Below are 17,386 nucleotides of genomic sequence, written 5' to 3'. Positions count from 1 at the left end.
GAGGAGGTATAATTTCATGGCATTGAAAATGAAACATATGGAAAAAGGATTGATGATCGCACTGCTCATTATCGGCGGACTGCTGATGATGGTGCCATTCATCTGGATGATCGGCTCGTCCTTTAAACCGGAGAGTGAATTCACTGTAATTCCCCCGACACTGATTCCGAACCACCCGACGTTCTCTAACTACCGGGATTTGTTCGTGAAGATGGACTTTTTAATCTATTTGAAAAATACACTGATCATCGTGCTGTGCTCCTTTGTAGGACTGTTTCTCAACGCGATGGCCGGTTATGCTTTTGCTAAATTTGATTTTCCGGGTAAAAACAAGTTCTTCTATATTATTCTGGGCACCATGATGATTCCTGGACAGGTTACGATGATTCCAACTTATCTGATCATTAACCAGATGCATTTGGTGAATACGATGGCAGGAATAGTTCTGCCTGGTTTGGTCGGTGCGTTCGCAATCTTCCTGTTTCGTCAGTTCATGACCACGATTCCTATGGACTTGCTGGAGGCAGCCAGATTGGACGGAGCCGGGGAGCTCCGGATCTTTTTCCAACTGATGGTTCCGATTGTGAAACCGGTTTTTGCAGTACAAGGTATCCTGACGTTTATCGGCGCCTGGAACAGCTTTCTCTGGCCGCTTATTATTGCCAATGATGAGAAGCTGTACACCTTATCGGTAGGTCTCTCGCTGCTGAAAGGCCAATATGGTACACAGTTCGGATTGCAGATGGCCGGAGCGGCCTTCATGGTTGTGCCGATTATTATCATATTTATCTTCTTCCAAAAACATATCATAGAAGGATATACCATCTCCGGCATAAAATAATATAGAGAAGCATATGGCATGACTCGGGAAGGGTTGAACAAACATGGCAACAATCAAAGATGTGGCAAAGCTGGCAGGGGTGGCCTTATCTACAGCATCCTATGCTATGAGCGGCGACAGCAAGGTGAGCGCCAAAACCAGGGAAAAGGTGCTTGAAGCCGCAAAACAGCTGAATTATCAGAAAAATGGCTTTGCCATGGATTTGAAGAGAAGCCGTACGAATACCATAGCTCTGATATTGACAGATTTATCCGGACCTTATTATTCAGAGCTGATTCGGAGCATTCAGGATGTGGCCTTGTCCAATTCCTATGACCTGATCGCATGCAGTTCTATGGGCGGGAAGGACTCCACGGCGGTAAGATTTCTTTTGGAGAAGCGGGTGGATGGAGCCATTGTGCTTGCACATAACATTACTGATGAGATTTTGCAGGCTGCCGGAAGTGACAGATTTCCTATTATTGTCATGGACCGGCTGATTGCAGGCAAAGGACTCATAAATGTTGTGGTAGATGGAGAGCAGGGCGGCTACAGTGCTACCCGTTATTTGATCGAAAAAGGCCATGAGCATATTGCTTATATCAGTGGTCCGGCTAATTCCTATGATAATGCGCTGCGCTACCAGGGATTTCTGCGGGCCATGCGGGAAGCAGGTTTGGAGGAAAAGGCCAAATGGAAGCTGAACGGGGGATTCATCCGTGAGGGCGGATATAAGGCGACCAAAATGATGCTGATGCAGGGAGAGCTGCCCACAGCTGTCTTTTATGCGAATGATGAAATGGCTGTTGGAGGATTGAAGGCCCTTGAAGAGGGAGGTATCAGTGTTCCTGATGATATTTCTGTGATCGGTTTTGATGATATCCAACTGTCCGAATACATTCAGCCTCCTCTCACAACGATCCGTCAGCCTATGTATGAATCCGGATCGCTTGCGGGGCATCTGCTGTTCCAAATGCTTAACGGCGACACCGTTAATGATTTCTATAAGCTCAAGATTGAGCTGGTTGAACGCAAATCGGTCAAACCCCGGAGCTGACTGCCCTGGGGAGGTTCCGGCGGATCTTCGAATTAAATTGAAACGTTTAGGAAATAAAATTGATTCAATAAAAAAAATCTATATTATATATGGAAAAATATAATAGAAACGTTTCGTTTCTTTGGGGGAGCAGCTATGACTGAACATTTGTACAACAAATATGTGAAACATATGACCCTGGAAGAGAAGGTAGCCCAACTGTTGCAGCTGGCAGCGCCTTTCTATGATGAACCGGGTGATGATTCTGAGATTACCGGTCCTATGGAAGAGCTCGGAATTGATGCCAATACGAAACGGGCTGCGGGTTCGGTTCTCGGTATTGCAGGTGCGGAGAAAATGATGGCGGTTCAGAAAGAGCACCTGTCCGGAAGCAGACTCGGTATTCCGCTATTGTTCATGGCGGATATCGTTCATGGCTTCAAGACGATTTTTCCGATTCCACTGGCGATTGGCTGTTCCTGGGACCTCAATCTTGCTGAACAAAGTGCCGAGATTGCTGCGCGTGAGGCGGCTGTATCCGGACTTCATGTGACTTTTGCCCCTATGGTAGATTTGGTTCGTGACGCCCGCTGGGGCCGGGTGATGGAATCAACGGGTGAAGATACTTACTTGAATGCTGAATTTGCCAAGGCATTTGTCCAAGGCTTCCAAGGAGATAATCTTAAGGACGATATGACCCGTGTTGCGGCATGTGTGAAGCACTTTGCGGCCTATGGGCTGGCCGAAGGAGGCCGTGAGTATAACACTGTAGATCTATCAGAGCGTCAGCTGCGCGAATATTATCTGCCGGCTTATAAAGCGGCCATCGACGCAGGCGCCGAAATGGTGATGACTTCCTTCAATACTGTGAATGGTATTCCGGCTACAGGCAACCACCAATTGATGCGCGGGCTGCTTCGTGACGAATGGGGATTTGAGGGGGTCTTGATCTCTGACTGGGCGGCGATTAAGGAGATTATTGCGCATGGAGCAGCAGAAGATGAGAAAGAGGCTGCTTTCAAGGCGATCCACAGCGGTGTTGATATAGATATGATGACCACAAGTTATGTGAATCATTTGCCGGAGCTTGTGGCAGATGGGCTTGTTGACGAAGCGATAATTGACGAAGCCGTGCTGCGGATTCTGGAGCTGAAAGAGAAGCTGGGCTTATTCGAGAATCCAATGCGCGGAGCTGATCCTGAGCTGGAACGGCAAATCGTGTTTAGTTCGGAGCACCGGCAGGTCTCCCGGAGACTTGCTGAGAAGTCGAGTGTACTACTCAAAAATGAAGGAGTTCTTCCGCTCCGGGCTAACCAGCGGATTGCCTTGATAGGTCCGTTTGCAGCAAGCGGTGATATTCTCGGCTGGTGGTCCTGGACCGGTTCCAAGGAAACTGCGGTGAAGCTTGGAGAGTCGATGCAGAAAATCAGCAGTGATCCCGAAAATGTATTAATCGCAGAGGGCTGCGGCATTGATACAATTACAGAAAGCGGCCTTGCTGAGGCGCTGAACGCTGCTTCAGCAACTGAAGTTATTGTACTGGCGCTCGGCGAGTCCTCAGACATGAGCGGAGAAGGAGGCAGCCGCAGTGATATCCGTCTTCCGGAAGCTCAGCTTGAGCTGATCCGAGAGATGAAGAAGCTTGGAAAGCCGCTGGCTGTTGTGCTTTTTAACGGTCGTCCGCTTGATCTCCATGGAGTCTATGATGTGGCCGATGCAGTGCTGGAGGCATGGTTCCCAGGGAGTGAAGGCGGTGCGGCACTGGCGGATATTTTGTATGGCAAGGTGAATCCGTCTGGACGTTTGTCCATGTCCTTCCCGCATTCTGTGGGCCAGATTCCTGTATATTACAATGCTTACAATACCGGACGTCCGAAACCGGAGGAAGCAACTGACAACCGCTATATTTCTCAATACATCGATATTCCCAATGAACCGCTGTTGCCTTTCGGTTTTGGTCTAAGCTATACCTCCTTTGCCTATGCAGAGTTCTCCCTGTCTTCGGATCGGATGACAGCAGACCGTCCGCTGGAAGCCAAAGTAACCGTCACGAACACTGGCAGCCTTGCCGGAACCGAGACCGTTCAGCTCTACATCCGAGATATGTCCGGTGAGACTGTGCGTCCGGTTAAAGAGCTTAAGGATTTCAGACAGATTCAGCTGTCACCCGGAGAGAGTAAAGAGGTTGTGTTCCACATTGAGGAATCCCAGCTTCGCTATCACCATAGTGATTTGTCCTACACCAGTGATCCCGGCCAGTTCACCGTATATGTCGGGTCCAGCAGTCGTGACACTCAATCGGCCATGTTCCGTTTACTCTAATATTTATTAATTAGCGGTATTCTCACCGCAGCAGATAAGGAAGTGAAACGAAATGACAATTGCATCAACAACCAGGCTGTCGCTTCAAAAGGGTGACTTAACCTTTACGTTTCTGGAGAGCGGTGACTTGTATCAGGCTCTGGGCGGTAAAATGATGATTAATCAGCTTTTATCAAACATTGTGGATGGTGCACCTGGGAATCTGTATGTAAGGCTCCATACCCCCAAAGGGATCCAGGCTTATCCGCTGCTTGGCGTCAAATCAGCCAGCCGTTTCCGTAAAGACGGCGAACGTTTAGTATGGCAGGGCGATATTCCTGTAGAGCAGGCAGGAACGGGAGCGAAAGAGGCTCTCCGTTATCAGGTAGTCTTCTCCATGACAAGTTCGGGTGTCTGGTTCTGGGATATTTCCATCCAAGGCAGCGGAGTTCTTGTGGATGTGATATATACACAAGATGTGGGTATAGCGTCTCCTGGAGCAGTTACAAGCAATGAGGCTTATCTGTCCCAATACATCGATCATGCGGTTTTTGAAAGTAAAGATAAGGGATATGTTGTATGCTCCCGCCAGAATCAGCCGCAGGACGGGAAGTTCCCATATCTTCAGCAGGGTCTGCTTGAAGGTGCTGCTGGATATTCTACCGATGGTTTTCAATTTTTCGGCTTATCATACAAGGAAACGGATCAGCCAGAAGCATTGTCAGGGGACATGCTTGCAAACGAGGTTTACCAGTATGAATTTGCCTACACGGCCCTGCAGTCTGCAAAGGTCCAGCTGGAAGGGGAGACGCGGTTTACCTTCTATGGATTGTTTCGCGAGGATCATCCGGCTGCGATTACGGAGCTGGAGTATGCAGAGTCGGTTCAAGAAGCCTGGCAAGAGGTACAGTCTTTGGGAAGCATCACCGCTGAAGGGGAATTGCTGAACCGGATAACGGGCAAACCTCAGATTGGTGAACCTCTGCAGACTCTTTCTTTGACTAGTGCCGAGCTCGATGTGCTGTTCCCTCACAAGTTGCAAGAAGAGCGTGAGGATGGTAAGCTGCTGGCTTTTTTCACGGAAGGCTATGAGCATGTTGTACTCAAGGATAAGGAACTTCTTGTCGAGCGTCCGCATGGACAAATTCTTATGAGCGGTGATAATGCGCGGATGAACCCAGAGGTGATGACGACAACCTCCTATATGTATGGTATCTTCAATTCTCAGGTGGTCGTAGGCAACACCAATTTCAATAAAATGATGTCCAATGCCCGCAGCGCCTTGAACGTCTACAAGACTTCAGGACAACGGATATATGTCTACATGGAAGGACAATATCATCTGCTAACGATGCCTTCTCTGTTCGAAATCGGCTTTAATTATGTGCGCTGGTATTATAAAACGGTATCGGATACTCTGGTAATCACCAATTACACCACGATGGATCAGCCGGAGGTTAGATTGCATGTGCATTCTGCTAACGGCATGGCATACCGGTTCTTGATCACGAACCAGATCACCATGAATGTAGCGGAATATGAGGTTCCATATGAAATGTCCCAAGACCCTTCGGATGGTACGCTAACCTTCCGGGCAGCACAGACAGGGACTAGCGCACAGGTATACCCTGAATTAGCTTACCGGATGCAACTGGATGGCGCAGCATACGAACTGGGAGACGAGTCGATTCTGGTAGAGGGGCATGTTCAAGGCAGTGCATCTCTTGTAGTGATGGAGCTGCAAGAAAGTGCTGATTGGACCTTGACGATACAAGGACTGCTGGATGGCAAGGCGCGTACAATAAGCTCCACTTCTGTTGAAGCCGAGGCGGCACGGTACCGTGAATTTTTGTCTGGAGTCATGAATGGTTTCAAGCTGACGGAGCAGGGCGGTACACAAGGAGAATTATTCAAGGTGAATGCGCTGGCTTGGTGGTATACCCACAATATGCTGGTTCATTATTCCGTACCTCACGGTCTGGAGCAGTACGGCGGAGCCGCATGGGGAACCCGCGATGTCTGTCAGGGACCGGTGGAATATTTCCTGGCCACCCACAAGTATGAACAGGTTCGTGAAATCCTGCTTACTGTATTCACTCATCAGTATGAGGATGACGGCAGCTGGCCGCAGTGGTTCATGTTTGACAAGTATACACAAGTCCAGCAGGAGGAGAGCCACGGAGATATCATTGTCTGGCCGCTGAAGGTATTAGGCGATTATCTGCGGGCGACCCGGGATTACGATGTTCTGGATGTGCAGCTTCCGTACACCCGCAGACACCATTTTGACTTCACATCAGAAACAGCTTCCTTACGGGAACATGCGATCAAAGAACTGGACTATATCAAAGCGAATTTTCTGCATGATACGTTCCTCTCCTCTTACGGTGACGGAGACTGGGATGATACCCTTCAACCGGCCAATGCCCAGCTGAAGCAGTACATGGTCAGCAGCTGGACAGTCGCATTGACATATCAGACGGTGCTCGGATTATCGGGAGTACTGCAGGACGCGGATGCCGCATGGGCCGGGGAACTGAAGGAGCTAGCTACAGGCATCCAAGGTGACTTCAACCGCTATATGCTGGGAACCGATGTGATTCCGGGCTTCCTTTACTTCGAAGATCCTGCCGATGCCAAGCTGTTGCTGCATCCTGAAGATAAGGAGACCGGCATCCAGTACCGGCTCCTACCGATGACCAGAAGCATGATTGGCGAGCTGTTAACTCCAGAGCAGATGGAGGAGCACTACAAGCTGATCCAGGAACAATTCCTTTGTCCGGACGGCGTGCGTCTGATGAATCATCCGGCACAATATGCCGGTGGTGTCAGTCTGCACTTCAAACGTGCGGAGCAGGCGGCGAATTTTGGCCGCGAGATTGGTCTGCAGTATGTGCATGCCCATATCCGTTTTGTTGAAGCAATGGCGAAGATCGGCAAACGGGATCAGGTATGGAAGGGATTGGCCGTCATTAACCCGATTGGCATTCGTGATGCGGTGCCAAATGCGGAGCTGCGGCAGAGCAATTCTTATTTCAGCAGCTCGGACGGCAAATTCTCCAATCGGTATGAAGCGCAGGAGCGTTTTGCGGAGCTTCGTGACGGTTCGGTTCCGGTAAAAGGCGGCTGGAGAATCTATTCCAGCGGTCCGGGGATCTATATGAATCAACTGATCTCGAATGTGCTGGGTATCCGCGAAGACGGCGGTGATCTGATCATCGATCCGGTATTACCGGATGAACTGGACGGCACACGATTCGACTTCGACTACGATGGCAAGCCAGCCGTGTTTGTGTACCATTGTGCACAAGGCCAACTAGCCTATGTTAAGGTGAATGGACAGGAAGTTCCAGCAGAACGGCTGGAGAATCGGTACCGCTTGGGCGGACTACGGATCAAACGGGCTGATTTTGACCGGTTGCGCAGCACAGAAGGTACAGTTGTAGATATTTATATGTAATTTTTATAGAAACTTTATGTAACACATTTAATAGCGGTCAGTGATGCAGACATCCTCTGGGGATGCCAGGCACTCACTGGCCGTTTTTTTGTCCGCCTATATTTCGATATTCACCAAATTTTCACCAAGCACACTTATCATAAGCTCAGAGATTAGGATAAGGAGACGAAGATCATGAAGAATAAAAAATCATATGTAAAACTTACTCTCGATCTATTAATGGGGATTACCTTTGCACTGCTCTATAACACAAGAGTGTTAGGCGGGCTTGCTTTTCATGAAATCGCTGGAATAGCGATCGGGTTTGCGTTCGTGGCCCACATTATACTGAATTGGAGATTTGTCCAGAAGGTGACCCTAAGGCTGTTTGACCGGTCCCTTCCGGTACGTACACGGTTCAGTTATTTACTGAACGTTTCGCTGTTGTTATCGATGACACTCATTCTAGTTAGCGGTCTAGTCATCTCTCGGGTCGTACTTCCAACCTTCCAGCTAGGAAATGAGAACTGGTTCAAAATAGCACATATGTCTGTAGCGTATCTGGGCCTTGGGTTAATCGGTGTACATATTGGACTTCATTGGCATTGGGTGATTAAAGTGCTGCAGAAACCTTTAAATCTCAAGCTGCCACGTTCATTATCCCGCGTTCTAATGACAGGCGTGGCAATTATGGTGCTTGCATTTGGGGTCTATCAGGTATACACGACTAATTACTTCTCCAGACTGCAGATGCTGCAGGGAGTGTTCTCGGTCTCCTCAGCTTCTGGAGAGGGAATCTATGAACATGGGGATAGGAATAGATCGGAGTTCGTGAAACCTCAAAGAGGAAGCGAGAACAAGCCGTCTTTCCCGGTTAAAGGGAAGTCAAAAGGAAGGAATATCGGAAGCACCAGCTGGTATAAAGTGCTCTTTACCTACACGGGGATTATGGCTGTGTTTGCCGGAGCTACATATTACCTGGACAAATGGATTGCACGGAGAAAGAAGGTTAAGCTAGCTGTGAAGAAGCTTGAGCACCCTGGTATAACGTAATTACTTGCGGTGTGGATCTGGACAAGAGGACAAGGTAACGAATGTAATGACCGTAATCTGTCCTTTTGGCCCGTCCACAAGGGGGTCCTTGCTGCGAAAAAAAAGCCGAAGCTTCAAAGGAAGCTCCGGCTGACAGATGTTAGGTACCAGCATGCTTTTTTAGTTAGTGGTAATTGTATAGATTTCACTCACAGCTCCATCAGTGAGCTTCAGCTTTGTTTTACCGTCGGTACTCATTTTATAGAGGCTATCATTATCATCAGCGTTATAATAGAAAATACCGGTTACATCGTCATAGATTGAACTGTTATCCCAGGTCACGCCGTTCAATTTGGATAAAGATAAATCCGCATTTACAGCATAAGCCGCATTGTTGGTGAAAAATACAGTTTGTCCGGCAGCTGTACCATTCTTCACATTATAGACATTTGTCACTTGACTTAGCCCAAGCGTTTTGGTGCTGATTACTTTACCGTTGGCGATCGTACTGACGTATCCTTTACCGTTGCTGCCTACGTAAGCCAGCTTATTTCCGCCCATATCGGCCAGGCTGACAACTGCGCTTTGACTGAGCTGAAACGATTTTCCGTTATGATCTATAGCAAAGCTTTTGGCCTTGGAATACACATAATCATCATTTTCATCTACGGTAACACCTTTGTTATAGACATAATAATCTTTGGACCAGAAGCCGGATAAGGTTGCATTAACATCCAGAGGGCTTTTGGCATTGGCTGCTTTGGGATTTCCTCCAGTAATCGGAAGAGTGTACAGAACCATGGAGTTAAGTGAATAGTAGTTTTCTGCCGGTTTGGTATCTACCATTACAGATACTGTAGTAGGAGTCGAATGGATAAAGGAATAAGATGGAATGGCGCCTTGACCTATATATTGTACATTTCCGCTACCATCGCGGGACTTTGAAGCAGCCCAGGTGTTGGTTCCGTTTTTCAGAACATTGTAGTAAATGCGGCCACCCTCAACATAGAATCCAGGGAATTCTGTGTCTGCGTTATTAGCAATTTGCTTGATCTGGGTGTCATCAGGTGCATTAGCAAGCGAGCGGTAGATCACGCCATGATCATCCATGAAATAAAGGTAATCACCCTCGATCTGGTAAAATATAACATCCTTTCCGCCGGCAAAGTTGCTGATCAGTGCGTCCGGTTCGGTCAGAGACAAGCGCTGCAGCTTGCTTGTTTCCTCATTATCATAAAAATACAAATACTGGCTGGTTGCATCCAGATAGGATCCTTCGAAATAATCAGAGATCATTTGAGCACTACCCCCGGCAGTAGGGACACGGTACAATGCTCCATCTTCCGTACTATAGTACACATACCCGTTCTCAGCAGCTGCTGCCGATGCTTGTGAATTCAGCTTTCCTACCCCTAAGGCTGTGCTGATCAGTACACCTGCAAGCAGGATGGACCCTATTCTTTTTGTTAACTTCTGGAACTTTTTCATTTGTCGACTCCTCTTTAGGTGAAATAGTATGAATAATAACATTACCTTAATAACATATCGGAATTGCTATAGGAAAATATATGAAGCGAAAGAACCATTATTTATCAGTCAATTCATATATTTCATGGTAAAAGACCTGCATAAATGTGCAAATCAGAAATATCCTTCATACTCTCACATAGAATCGTGACCTATAACCCTAGCGAATTGCCCCGTTCTAGACGCCGGATCTGTTGCTCGCCATTGTCGGCCAGCTCCCGGAACTGATGGATGGTCTCGCGCATCCTCGGCAGTGCCTCCTGCTTGTAGGTGCTGATTGAGTCCAGGGCGGACAAGACATCGGTAAATGCCTGTTTCAGTGTATCCGGGGAGACCGCGGTTTCCATCGATTGTTTTTGGATGGCGGCACCTTGCTCTTTTAGCATTTTTGAGGTGCCGCTGATCAGATTGTCTGTCGTTTGATTCAGCAGTTCGATTTTTTTAAGTACAATTTTTTGATTATATAGTGCGCTTGCTACGGTGACTGAAATTTTGAGAGCAGATACGGTAACATTTCTGGCCCTGTCGACGCCCCGGATCAGTTCTTTGTTATTTCTGATCACAACCTCGATGGCCATGATGCCTTGCTGATTCACCACCAGCATCTGCTGCAGATCCATGACCCGCTGACGGAGCGGAAAGAGGACTTCTTCGGTAATGAAGCGGATCTTGTCTTCGGACTCACTTCGCACCGTGGCGGCTTCAATCTGCTGCTCGATTTCCTGGTCCATCAGCATGCCAAGCTGGATTTCCTTCTGCAGCCTTTTGGTGAGCTCCCGCAGGGTCTGCTGTTCGATCTCAAGGGTTGTGTTGTCATTCTTCAGAATGGATTTGCCTTTATCCAGGGAGACAATAATATCAGAAATGACAGCATCGGCTTTTTGGTATTTGGCAAAATACGTACGCAGCGGATTAAAGAACTTGCCGAGTATCCCGTTTTTGGCAAAATCGACAGCGCCGGGATCCAGATCCTTTAACTGCAAATGAAGCTCCGTTAATCCTTTGGCGACTTGCCCGCCTTCATCACCTGTCTTGGATAGATTGCCAACGGACACCTGAAGCAGAGAGTTTTTCTCTGAAGAGGAGCGCATCGTATTCATGCCGAAAGTATCGATCGATTGGAGAACGGATCTGCGTTTTTCCAGAGAGTCCATATCCAGCTCCAGAATACTTGCCACATTGCTTGCGGCCAGCTCCTTCAGCTGCGTAATCTCAGCAGGCTCCGGCTTAACCTGTTCCTCAATAACAGCTTTTAGCGTTTCTGTATTAGGAATTTCCATGGTAAATGACATAACATACCTCCTAAAAGTTTTATGAAGCTTCGCTTCCCCGATTAATCACCGCAATAAAACTCGCTACGAAAGCATACGCCAAGTTTTATGAAGCTTCGCTTCCCCGATAACATGCACGGTGGTAGCCTTAGCTACATTTGCACGTTGAGCAGATTACCTATTTTGTATACGACATCGTCTGTATCCGCATTGATATTAGCTGCCTCATTTATGCTGGAGATGCTCTCTAATGCCTTGATGTTCGCATTGTAGCCAATGGTATAGACCGGAATCTTGTAGGTCTCAATTAAGCCTCTAATCTCATCCAGTGAATGGCCTTCATTCGTTTCACCGTCACTTAGTACGAAGATCAGCGGCTTCATATCCGGATTCACTGCAATTTGGTCATGAAGCATTTTCATCGCCACAATGATTCCGTCAAAAGTAGCAGTGCCTCCGGTAGCCTGCAGGTTGTTAATTGCACCTACGAACATGGACTGCTGATTGGTGTCATATTTGCCGATGGGCAGATTAATAGTCACTTCACTGGAGTAAGATACAAGACCGATACTGTTGTCTTTACCAAGAAATTTCTGTCCTTTGAGGAGCGACTCCTTCAGATGATTAAGCGGTTCTCCAGCCATGCTTCCCGACACATCAGCCACAAATACAGCTGCAACCGGTTTACTGCCATCCTTTTTCTCCTTCCAGAGCTTCTGCGCAGATGAGAGGAGGCTGCCCTGGGGAGGGGAGAGTTCGGAGACGTATTCATTCAATCCATTGAAGCCTTTATCCGAAGCCAGCTTTTGAAATTTGTCTTGTTCTGTGAATTCAGCAAATTTCTTAATGATGTCCAGCTTCTCATCAGGTAAATTCCCAAGTGCGTAGAGTGGACTGTCATGACGCACTCCAAACGGGGTGAAGACATAGCCGCTCTTCAGATCAGGCGCATTGACATAGGTTTGATATTCCAGAACGAAAGCGTCCAGTACCCCTGTAGAGGCCGCATCCCGCATTTGCAGCGTGGTTGAAGCGATGAAAGGTACATTGGCCTGGAACCGTTCAAAGCCCTGCACGGCTTGATCGCTAAGGAGATTTGAACTGTCAAAAGTACCGAGAGCGGTCACCAGGAAATTCAGTCCGGTGGAGCTGGCAAACGGATCGGTATAGCCCATCGACAGTTCATTCGCAGCGATAGCATCCGTGATGGTTTTGACATTCAAAGAGCCGTATTTGCCGACCAGTTCATCATATTTCTTCTTATTGGTTACGATACCGGCGACATTACCGGCCATGCGCTTGGATATAAGCTCGGCAGGTGTACCGTTCGCTTTGACCATTTCTCCCCACAGTTCATTGGATGGGGTAAAAGCATCCGGAATATACTTGCCGGACCGTATGAAGTCTGCGGCGGTACCGGAGGCGATATTACGGATCTTCACAGAAGCCTGTTTGCCGCCGATCATGATCTTTGCGTCATTAAAGGCGGTGGCTACTTCATTCAGCCAGCCGTTATTTCCCGTCCCGGATTTCTCAGGGGAAGCGAATATTTCAACGAAATTGTCCGTAGTATTCTCAACGGAAATCGGGAATTTGGAGATGTCGGGCAAGGATTCACCGATATCTGCAGGGTCCAGATCGATTTGCCCTTTTACTGTATCTGCGATCGTTACATTAATATTGCTGTATAGTCTGTTCAGCTTTTTACCGGCGTCTTCTGCCGAAATCTCCTTATCGGATTTACCCAAATTAGCGGTCAACGTGATTCCAAAATAGACAAGTGCAAATACGCATGCTGCAATCCCTGCAAGTATGATTCCTTTTTTGCCTTTTCCGGACATGTGCATCTTCCTTTCTAATTCTGATAGAGCTTGGTTTGCCCGATCAAGGCGTTAAGCTCTTTCATGCAAGGTATTTCATCAACTATGCTGTAGTCCGTACTATCCAGCAGAGAAATTTCCAGCAGCAGTTGATCCAGCTTAAGCAGAATCTCCTCGTTTGCCCCGAGATAGCCAGTCATATGGGCAAAATATTCGTTATACAGCTCGGTTTTTCTCTGTACCAGGGTATCGGTGAAGGCCTTCGGCTTTTGCCTTCTGGTGAACAAGGTGAAATCAGAGGCATCGAATACACTGAGTTTGTTCAGAATTCCCCGCAGATTCAGGAAAAAGAGCTTTTCAACCTCCATAATGACGGATTGGAACTTCCGGAAGCTTAACTCCGTAGGCTCAAACCGCTCGCCCAGTATATTCATCAAAGTGGATTTCTTCTTGTCGATTCTATCCAATTGTTCCAGGGCAAGCAGGACATCCTTTTTGAGCACCTGCACATTCTTGTAGCGGTTCAGCTCTGCGAGGTAGTCTTCCCGGGTTACTAAAGCACGCAGAGAGGGAGCGGCCGGAGTGTTGAAGAGGAGGGTATAACTCCCATATAACACGACAAGCAAACTAATAAATAACATGGTAACGCCTGAAGCAGTCTCAAGCGTACTTCCGCCGACAATTTGAAGACCGAGCAGTCCTGGGGAAAGTACAGCTATATTGGAGAGCGTAATTCCGGTGATGAGTCCTAACAGCTTGACGGGTCGAGAACGATTCAGAATGCACACCTCCTCTGCAGGGTAGGGTAGGATTCTTGTCAGGAATTGTTGAACCCTAAAATTTTAAGAAATAAAGGTTGACAGCAGTTTACTTGCCATGTAACATATGAACAGTCGTCATACGTATAATTACATACTGTTCTCGTATAACCTCGCAGCCTAACGGGCATCAACAGGGCGAGGGTTTCTACAGGAAGCCTACTCTTCCTAACTACGATGGCAAGGATCGTGTTCCACGGTCCTCGTCCCCGGAGTTAGGTTTATTTGCGTATTGCGGCCGATTCAATAGATTCAGGAGGCATAAATGAATGAAGGATTTGAAATATTTGTTATCGGTATTATTGGGTGCCATGAGCTACGGCATTTTATCCACGATCGTCGTATTGGCGTACGGAGAGGGGTACCAGCTTGGTGAAGTGGTTGGAACGCAGCTGTTGACCGGCTGCATCCTTGCCTGGCTGCTGGCTTTATATACAAAGGTTAGACAGACTCGCAAACAACGTAGACAAGGTATCACACCTGCTGCCGCACGTCAGGAATCGCCAGCTCTTACTTGGAAGCAGCGATTGCTGCTCATGATGGCGGGTGCGCCAACCGTGGTTACGGGCTTAGTCTATTACCAGTCATTGCGCTATATTCCGGCTTCGCTGGCCATTATTTTACTATTCCAGTTCACTTGGATCAGTGTGTTGATTCAGGCTGTCAGTAAGCGGCAGCGGCCTGACAAGGTGACGCTGCTGACGCTGCTGCTTCTCTTTGGCGGAACACTGCTTGCAGCAGGAATCATGGATCAGGGTGCAGCACATTTCAACACTCTGGGGCTTACACTTGGCCTGCTGTCAGCTGTGAGCTATTCCATGTTCATTATTTTCAGCGGCAAAGCGGTTCCCTCTGCACATCCGGCATACCGGAGTGCATGGATGGTTACCGGCGGATTGCTTCTTCTCTTCATTATATTCCCGCCATACTTTCTGTTTAACGGGCTTTTGTGGGGACAACTGCTGCTGTTTGGATTTTTACTTGGTTTGTTCGGGGCGTTTATTCCGCCGGTATTATTTGCGATTGGTGTTCCTCATATCGGGGGCGGCATGGCTGGCATTCTTGGTGCAGCCGAGCTGCCGGTTGCCGTATTGCTGTCCTCATTCGTACTGCATGAGCAGGTAAGCGGATTGCAGTGGACCGGGGTTGTCCTGGTACTTCTGGGAGTTGTGCTTCCTGAAGTGTACAAACTTCGATGGAGAATGTCGGACAGGGCAGCTTCACAGGCCTAACCCAGTCATTTAGAGAGTGTGCTTACGTAAAAACAGTCAAATTACAGCGCGTACCCGGATAAGACGGGTACGCGCTGTTTTCGTTAAATGCTAAATTCTATTTATTCTAAAGAGGTTTTTGCAGCAAAAAAGAATTCTTAGGTTGATGAATGGAACAAGGAAGTGAGAGGATATAGATAGGAGATTTGGATACTGCAACCACAGGTTATGCCAAGAAAAGGGGGAATTACATATGAACGGGGAGTTGCATCAGCTATTATTAATCACAGCGCTGGGCAATGGATATTTGATTAGCGGGGCCGATGCTTCCAATGCAGAAATGGAGCATATGGAGTCTATAGAAGTACAATTCATAGCAGAATCGGGCGGGAAGGGCAGAACCTGGCCGGAGTGGCTTGCTGAGCTGAGAAATAATGGATGCCGGCGGCTCATGTTAAATGGTATGTCTTCAGAAGTTTCTGGGAGCAGTAGTACTTATAGTGCCGCTGGGGTACCCACCGGAGTGACCTCACTTGGAACATCAGGGGAATCGTTATGGAAAGCTGATTGGCGGATGGATAAGTATGGCTCGCAGACCAAGTGGAAAGTTATCTATACCGAGCAGAAACTTCTCGATGGGCAGAAGGGCAATCGCGAATTCCTTCCTTTATCCGATTTATCAGGGAAGCTGGAAGCAGTACTAAGACAGATTGGAGACCTCGCTAGCGAGATCGGTGAGAGTTTCTGGACGGAACATTTCTTTGAGCCAGCAGGACAAGTACTGAACGGAACCGGTCCAGCTGTGCAGTTGTCTTTTACCTTACCGGATATTTATAACGACCAGGCTCGTACTCTGCTGAATGCTGTCTACAAAGCTTGGGTATTCGGGGGCATGGGTTCCTGGAATGACGGTCCTCCATATTCTGCCTATCAGCATGACCGGGAGCAGGAGTATAGTGAACTATCAGCCCGGTTGTATGAAATCCTGGTGCATTGCGCCAGAGGAGCAGTGAATTCAGTAGTACTGCTCTGAAGCTTAACAATCTGTATAAATCAGTCCATGAACAGAGTAAATGAAAAAATAGTATAATAGTAACGTTTATCTGATGATCAGTAATAACATGAGCTTACTATATGCACTTAAAGTCCTGTTTTTTAGCAGATTAACGTTTAATGATGATGATATGATTGTATTTTTTAAGTACAACATGCCAAAAGTCGTATATTCAAAGATTCAGAAATATATAGCGTGGTTTGCCGAAAATTCATTTTCCCCTGCATTTATTCCGATAAGTATATTGGATTCTCCAGTTTCTGGGTGATCTTAAGTGGAAGGAGAAATGTAGGAATGATCACAACCATCGATACACCTGGCCGGCTTGAAAAAGAGGTCTGTTTGTCATCGAACACGCAGCAATTTAACTGTATTAACGCTCCTAATCAACTTTTAATTGATGTTTTTCAGCACTGTATATTCAATATTAAAGATCATCTTAGCGGTACATATTTATTTCTGCTTACGGATGAGGAGGGGGTTCTCCTTGCGATGGATTACAGTCGTAATCTGGAAAGTGTTGTAAGCAGTTCTCCTATTCACCTGGGGATGTTTTTTACAGAAGAATGTTGTGGTGTTAATGCGATATCCGAGGCCATAGCACAGGGCTGTTCCGTGTATTTGCCGCCTGAAGACCATGAAAGTCCTTTTTTTAAGAATTGGCACTGTTTTTCGGTTCCGTTAATGGTCAGTAATGAAATTATTGGCTATCTCGATGTATCAACAATCAATGCAGCTATGAAAAGCGAACTGATCGCGATTGCCAAGCTGATTCCGGCAGATATGCTCATCAGTTACCAGGTCCAGCTTGCAAGCAAGACCGCAGGCCATCTTCCTCCGCAACTAAGTGAACGTCAGCTGAAAGTACTCAAGCTGATCTCTCAAGGACTGACGGGTAAAGCGATTGCCTACAAATTAAAGATAAAAGAATGTACGGTTAATCATCATAAAAAAATTATTTTTGATAAGTTGGGGGTCCAATCCAGCTCCGAAGCTGTTTCCGTAGCCACACGGATGTTATTGTTTTAGTGTTCCCTATAGTTTTATATAGGTGGAA

Annotated in this window: 12 protein-coding genes; 8 read left to right on the top strand and 4 right to left on the bottom strand. The window is 47.3% G+C overall.

Going from position 1 to position 17,386, the window contains the following annotated elements; genetic code table 11:
• Window positions 1–16: 16 nt before the first annotated feature.
• The 5 genes from ACAN54_RS04470 (at window position 17) to ACAN54_RS04450 (ending at window position 8,649) form a co-directional block, all read left to right on the top strand.
• Window positions 17–841 (top strand): carbohydrate ABC transporter permease, encoded by an 825-nt coding sequence (locus ACAN54_RS04470; RefSeq protein ID WP_379152979.1) that lies wholly within the window; start codon window positions 17–19, stop codon window positions 839–841.
• Window positions 842–884: 43 nt separating this feature from the next.
• A complete protein-coding gene (locus ACAN54_RS04465; RefSeq protein ID WP_379152977.1) occupies window positions 885–1,877 on the top strand; it encodes a LacI family DNA-binding transcriptional regulator in 993 nt (330 codons plus the stop codon).
• Between the two features lie 135 nt (window positions 1,878–2,012).
• Window positions 2,013–4,178 (top strand): beta-glucosidase BglX, encoded by a 2,166-nt coding sequence (gene bglX / locus ACAN54_RS04460; RefSeq protein ID WP_379152975.1) that lies wholly within the window; start codon window positions 2,013–2,015, stop codon window positions 4,176–4,178.
• A 52-nt stretch (window positions 4,179–4,230) separates the two neighbouring features.
• Window positions 4,231–7,617 (top strand): GH36-type glycosyl hydrolase domain-containing protein, encoded by a 3,387-nt coding sequence (locus ACAN54_RS04455; protein ID WP_379152973.1) that lies wholly within the window; start codon window positions 4,231–4,233, stop codon window positions 7,615–7,617.
• A gap of 174 nt (window positions 7,618–7,791) precedes the next feature.
• Window positions 7,792–8,649 carry a DUF4405 domain-containing protein gene (locus ACAN54_RS04450; RefSeq protein WP_379152971.1) on the top strand — a complete coding sequence of 286 codons (858 nt, stop codon included), beginning with the start codon at window positions 7,792–7,794 and terminating at the stop codon, window positions 8,647–8,649.
• A gap of 159 nt (window positions 8,650–8,808) precedes the next feature.
• Here ACAN54_RS04450 and ACAN54_RS04445 read toward each other — a convergent pair whose 3' ends face one another.
• The 4 genes from ACAN54_RS04445 to ACAN54_RS04430 form a co-directional block, all read right to left on the bottom strand.
• Window positions 8,809–10,116 carry a DUF5050 domain-containing protein gene (locus tag ACAN54_RS04445; RefSeq protein ID WP_379152969.1) on the bottom strand — a complete coding sequence of 436 codons (1,308 nt, stop codon included), beginning with the start codon at window positions 10,114–10,116 and terminating at the stop codon, window positions 8,809–8,811.
• Between the two features lie 191 nt (window positions 10,117–10,307).
• On the bottom strand, window positions 10,308–11,447 hold the full coding sequence (locus ACAN54_RS04440; RefSeq protein ID WP_379152967.1) for a toxic anion resistance protein: 1,140 nt from the start codon (window positions 11,445–11,447) through the stop codon (window positions 10,308–10,310).
• Window positions 11,448–11,578: 131 nt separating this feature from the next.
• Window positions 11,579–13,267, bottom strand: a complete 1,689-nt coding sequence (locus ACAN54_RS04435; RefSeq protein WP_379152965.1) for a vWA domain-containing protein — start codon at window positions 13,265–13,267, stop codon at window positions 11,579–11,581.
• 14 nt (window positions 13,268–13,281) lie between these two features.
• On the bottom strand, window positions 13,282–14,034 hold the full coding sequence (locus tag ACAN54_RS04430; protein ID WP_379152963.1) for a hypothetical protein: 753 nt from the start codon (window positions 14,032–14,034) through the stop codon (window positions 13,282–13,284).
• A 299-nt stretch (window positions 14,035–14,333) separates the two neighbouring features.
• Here ACAN54_RS04430 and ACAN54_RS04425 point away from each other — a divergent pair, with 299 nt between their 5' ends.
• The 3 genes from ACAN54_RS04425 to ACAN54_RS04415 all read left to right on the top strand — a co-directional run bounded on the left by ACAN54_RS04425 (window position 14,334) and on the right by ACAN54_RS04415 (window position 17,358).
• Window positions 14,334–15,296, top strand: a complete 963-nt coding sequence (locus tag ACAN54_RS04425) for an EamA family transporter (RefSeq protein WP_379152961.1) — start codon at window positions 14,334–14,336, stop codon at window positions 15,294–15,296.
• A gap of 232 nt (window positions 15,297–15,528) precedes the next feature.
• Window positions 15,529–16,308 (top strand): hypothetical protein, encoded by a 780-nt coding sequence (locus tag ACAN54_RS04420; protein WP_379152959.1) that lies wholly within the window; start codon window positions 15,529–15,531, stop codon window positions 16,306–16,308.
• A gap of 315 nt (window positions 16,309–16,623) precedes the next feature.
• Window positions 16,624–17,358: a helix-turn-helix domain-containing protein gene (locus ACAN54_RS04415; RefSeq protein ID WP_379152957.1), complete on the top strand. Its 735-nt coding sequence runs from the start codon at window positions 16,624–16,626 to the stop codon at window positions 17,356–17,358.
• Window positions 17,359–17,386 lie beyond the last annotated feature (28 nt).

The sequence above is a fragment of the Paenibacillus diazotrophicus genome (assembly GCF_042610465.1).
This window is presented reverse-complemented; position numbering and strand designations above follow the sequence as displayed.

Bases quoted from the DNA above. Each gene is read 5' to 3' on its own strand.
- ACAN54_RS04470 (WP_379152979.1), top strand. From the start codon at position 17: ATGGCATTGAAAATGAAACATATGGAAAAAGGATTGATGATCGCACTG.
- ACAN54_RS04455 (WP_379152973.1), top strand. From the start codon at position 4,231: ATGACAATTGCATCAACAACCAGGCTGTCGCTTCAAAAGGGTGACTTA.
- ACAN54_RS04425 (WP_379152961.1), top strand. From the start codon at position 14,334: ATGAAGGATTTGAAATATTTGTTATCGGTATTATTGGGTGCCATGAGC.
- ACAN54_RS04445 (WP_379152969.1), bottom strand. From the start codon at position 10,116: ATGAAAAAGTTCCAGAAGTTAACAAAAAGAATAGGGTCCATCCTGCTT.
- ACAN54_RS04450 (WP_379152971.1), top strand. From the start codon at position 7,792: ATGAAGAATAAAAAATCATATGTAAAACTTACTCTCGATCTATTAATG.
- ACAN54_RS04440 (WP_379152967.1), bottom strand. From the start codon at position 11,447: ATGTCATTTACCATGGAAATTCCTAATACAGAAACGCTAAAAGCTGTT.
- bglX (WP_379152975.1), top strand. From the start codon at position 2,013: ATGACTGAACATTTGTACAACAAATATGTGAAACATATGACCCTGGAA.
- ACAN54_RS04465 (WP_379152977.1), top strand. From the start codon at position 885: ATGGCAACAATCAAAGATGTGGCAAAGCTGGCAGGGGTGGCCTTATCT.
- ACAN54_RS04435 (WP_379152965.1), bottom strand. From the start codon at position 13,267: ATGTCCGGAAAAGGCAAAAAAGGAATCATACTTGCAGGGATTGCAGCA.
- ACAN54_RS04415 (WP_379152957.1), top strand. From the start codon at position 16,624: ATGATCACAACCATCGATACACCTGGCCGGCTTGAAAAAGAGGTCTGT.
- ACAN54_RS04420 (WP_379152959.1), top strand. From the start codon at position 15,529: ATGAACGGGGAGTTGCATCAGCTATTATTAATCACAGCGCTGGGCAAT.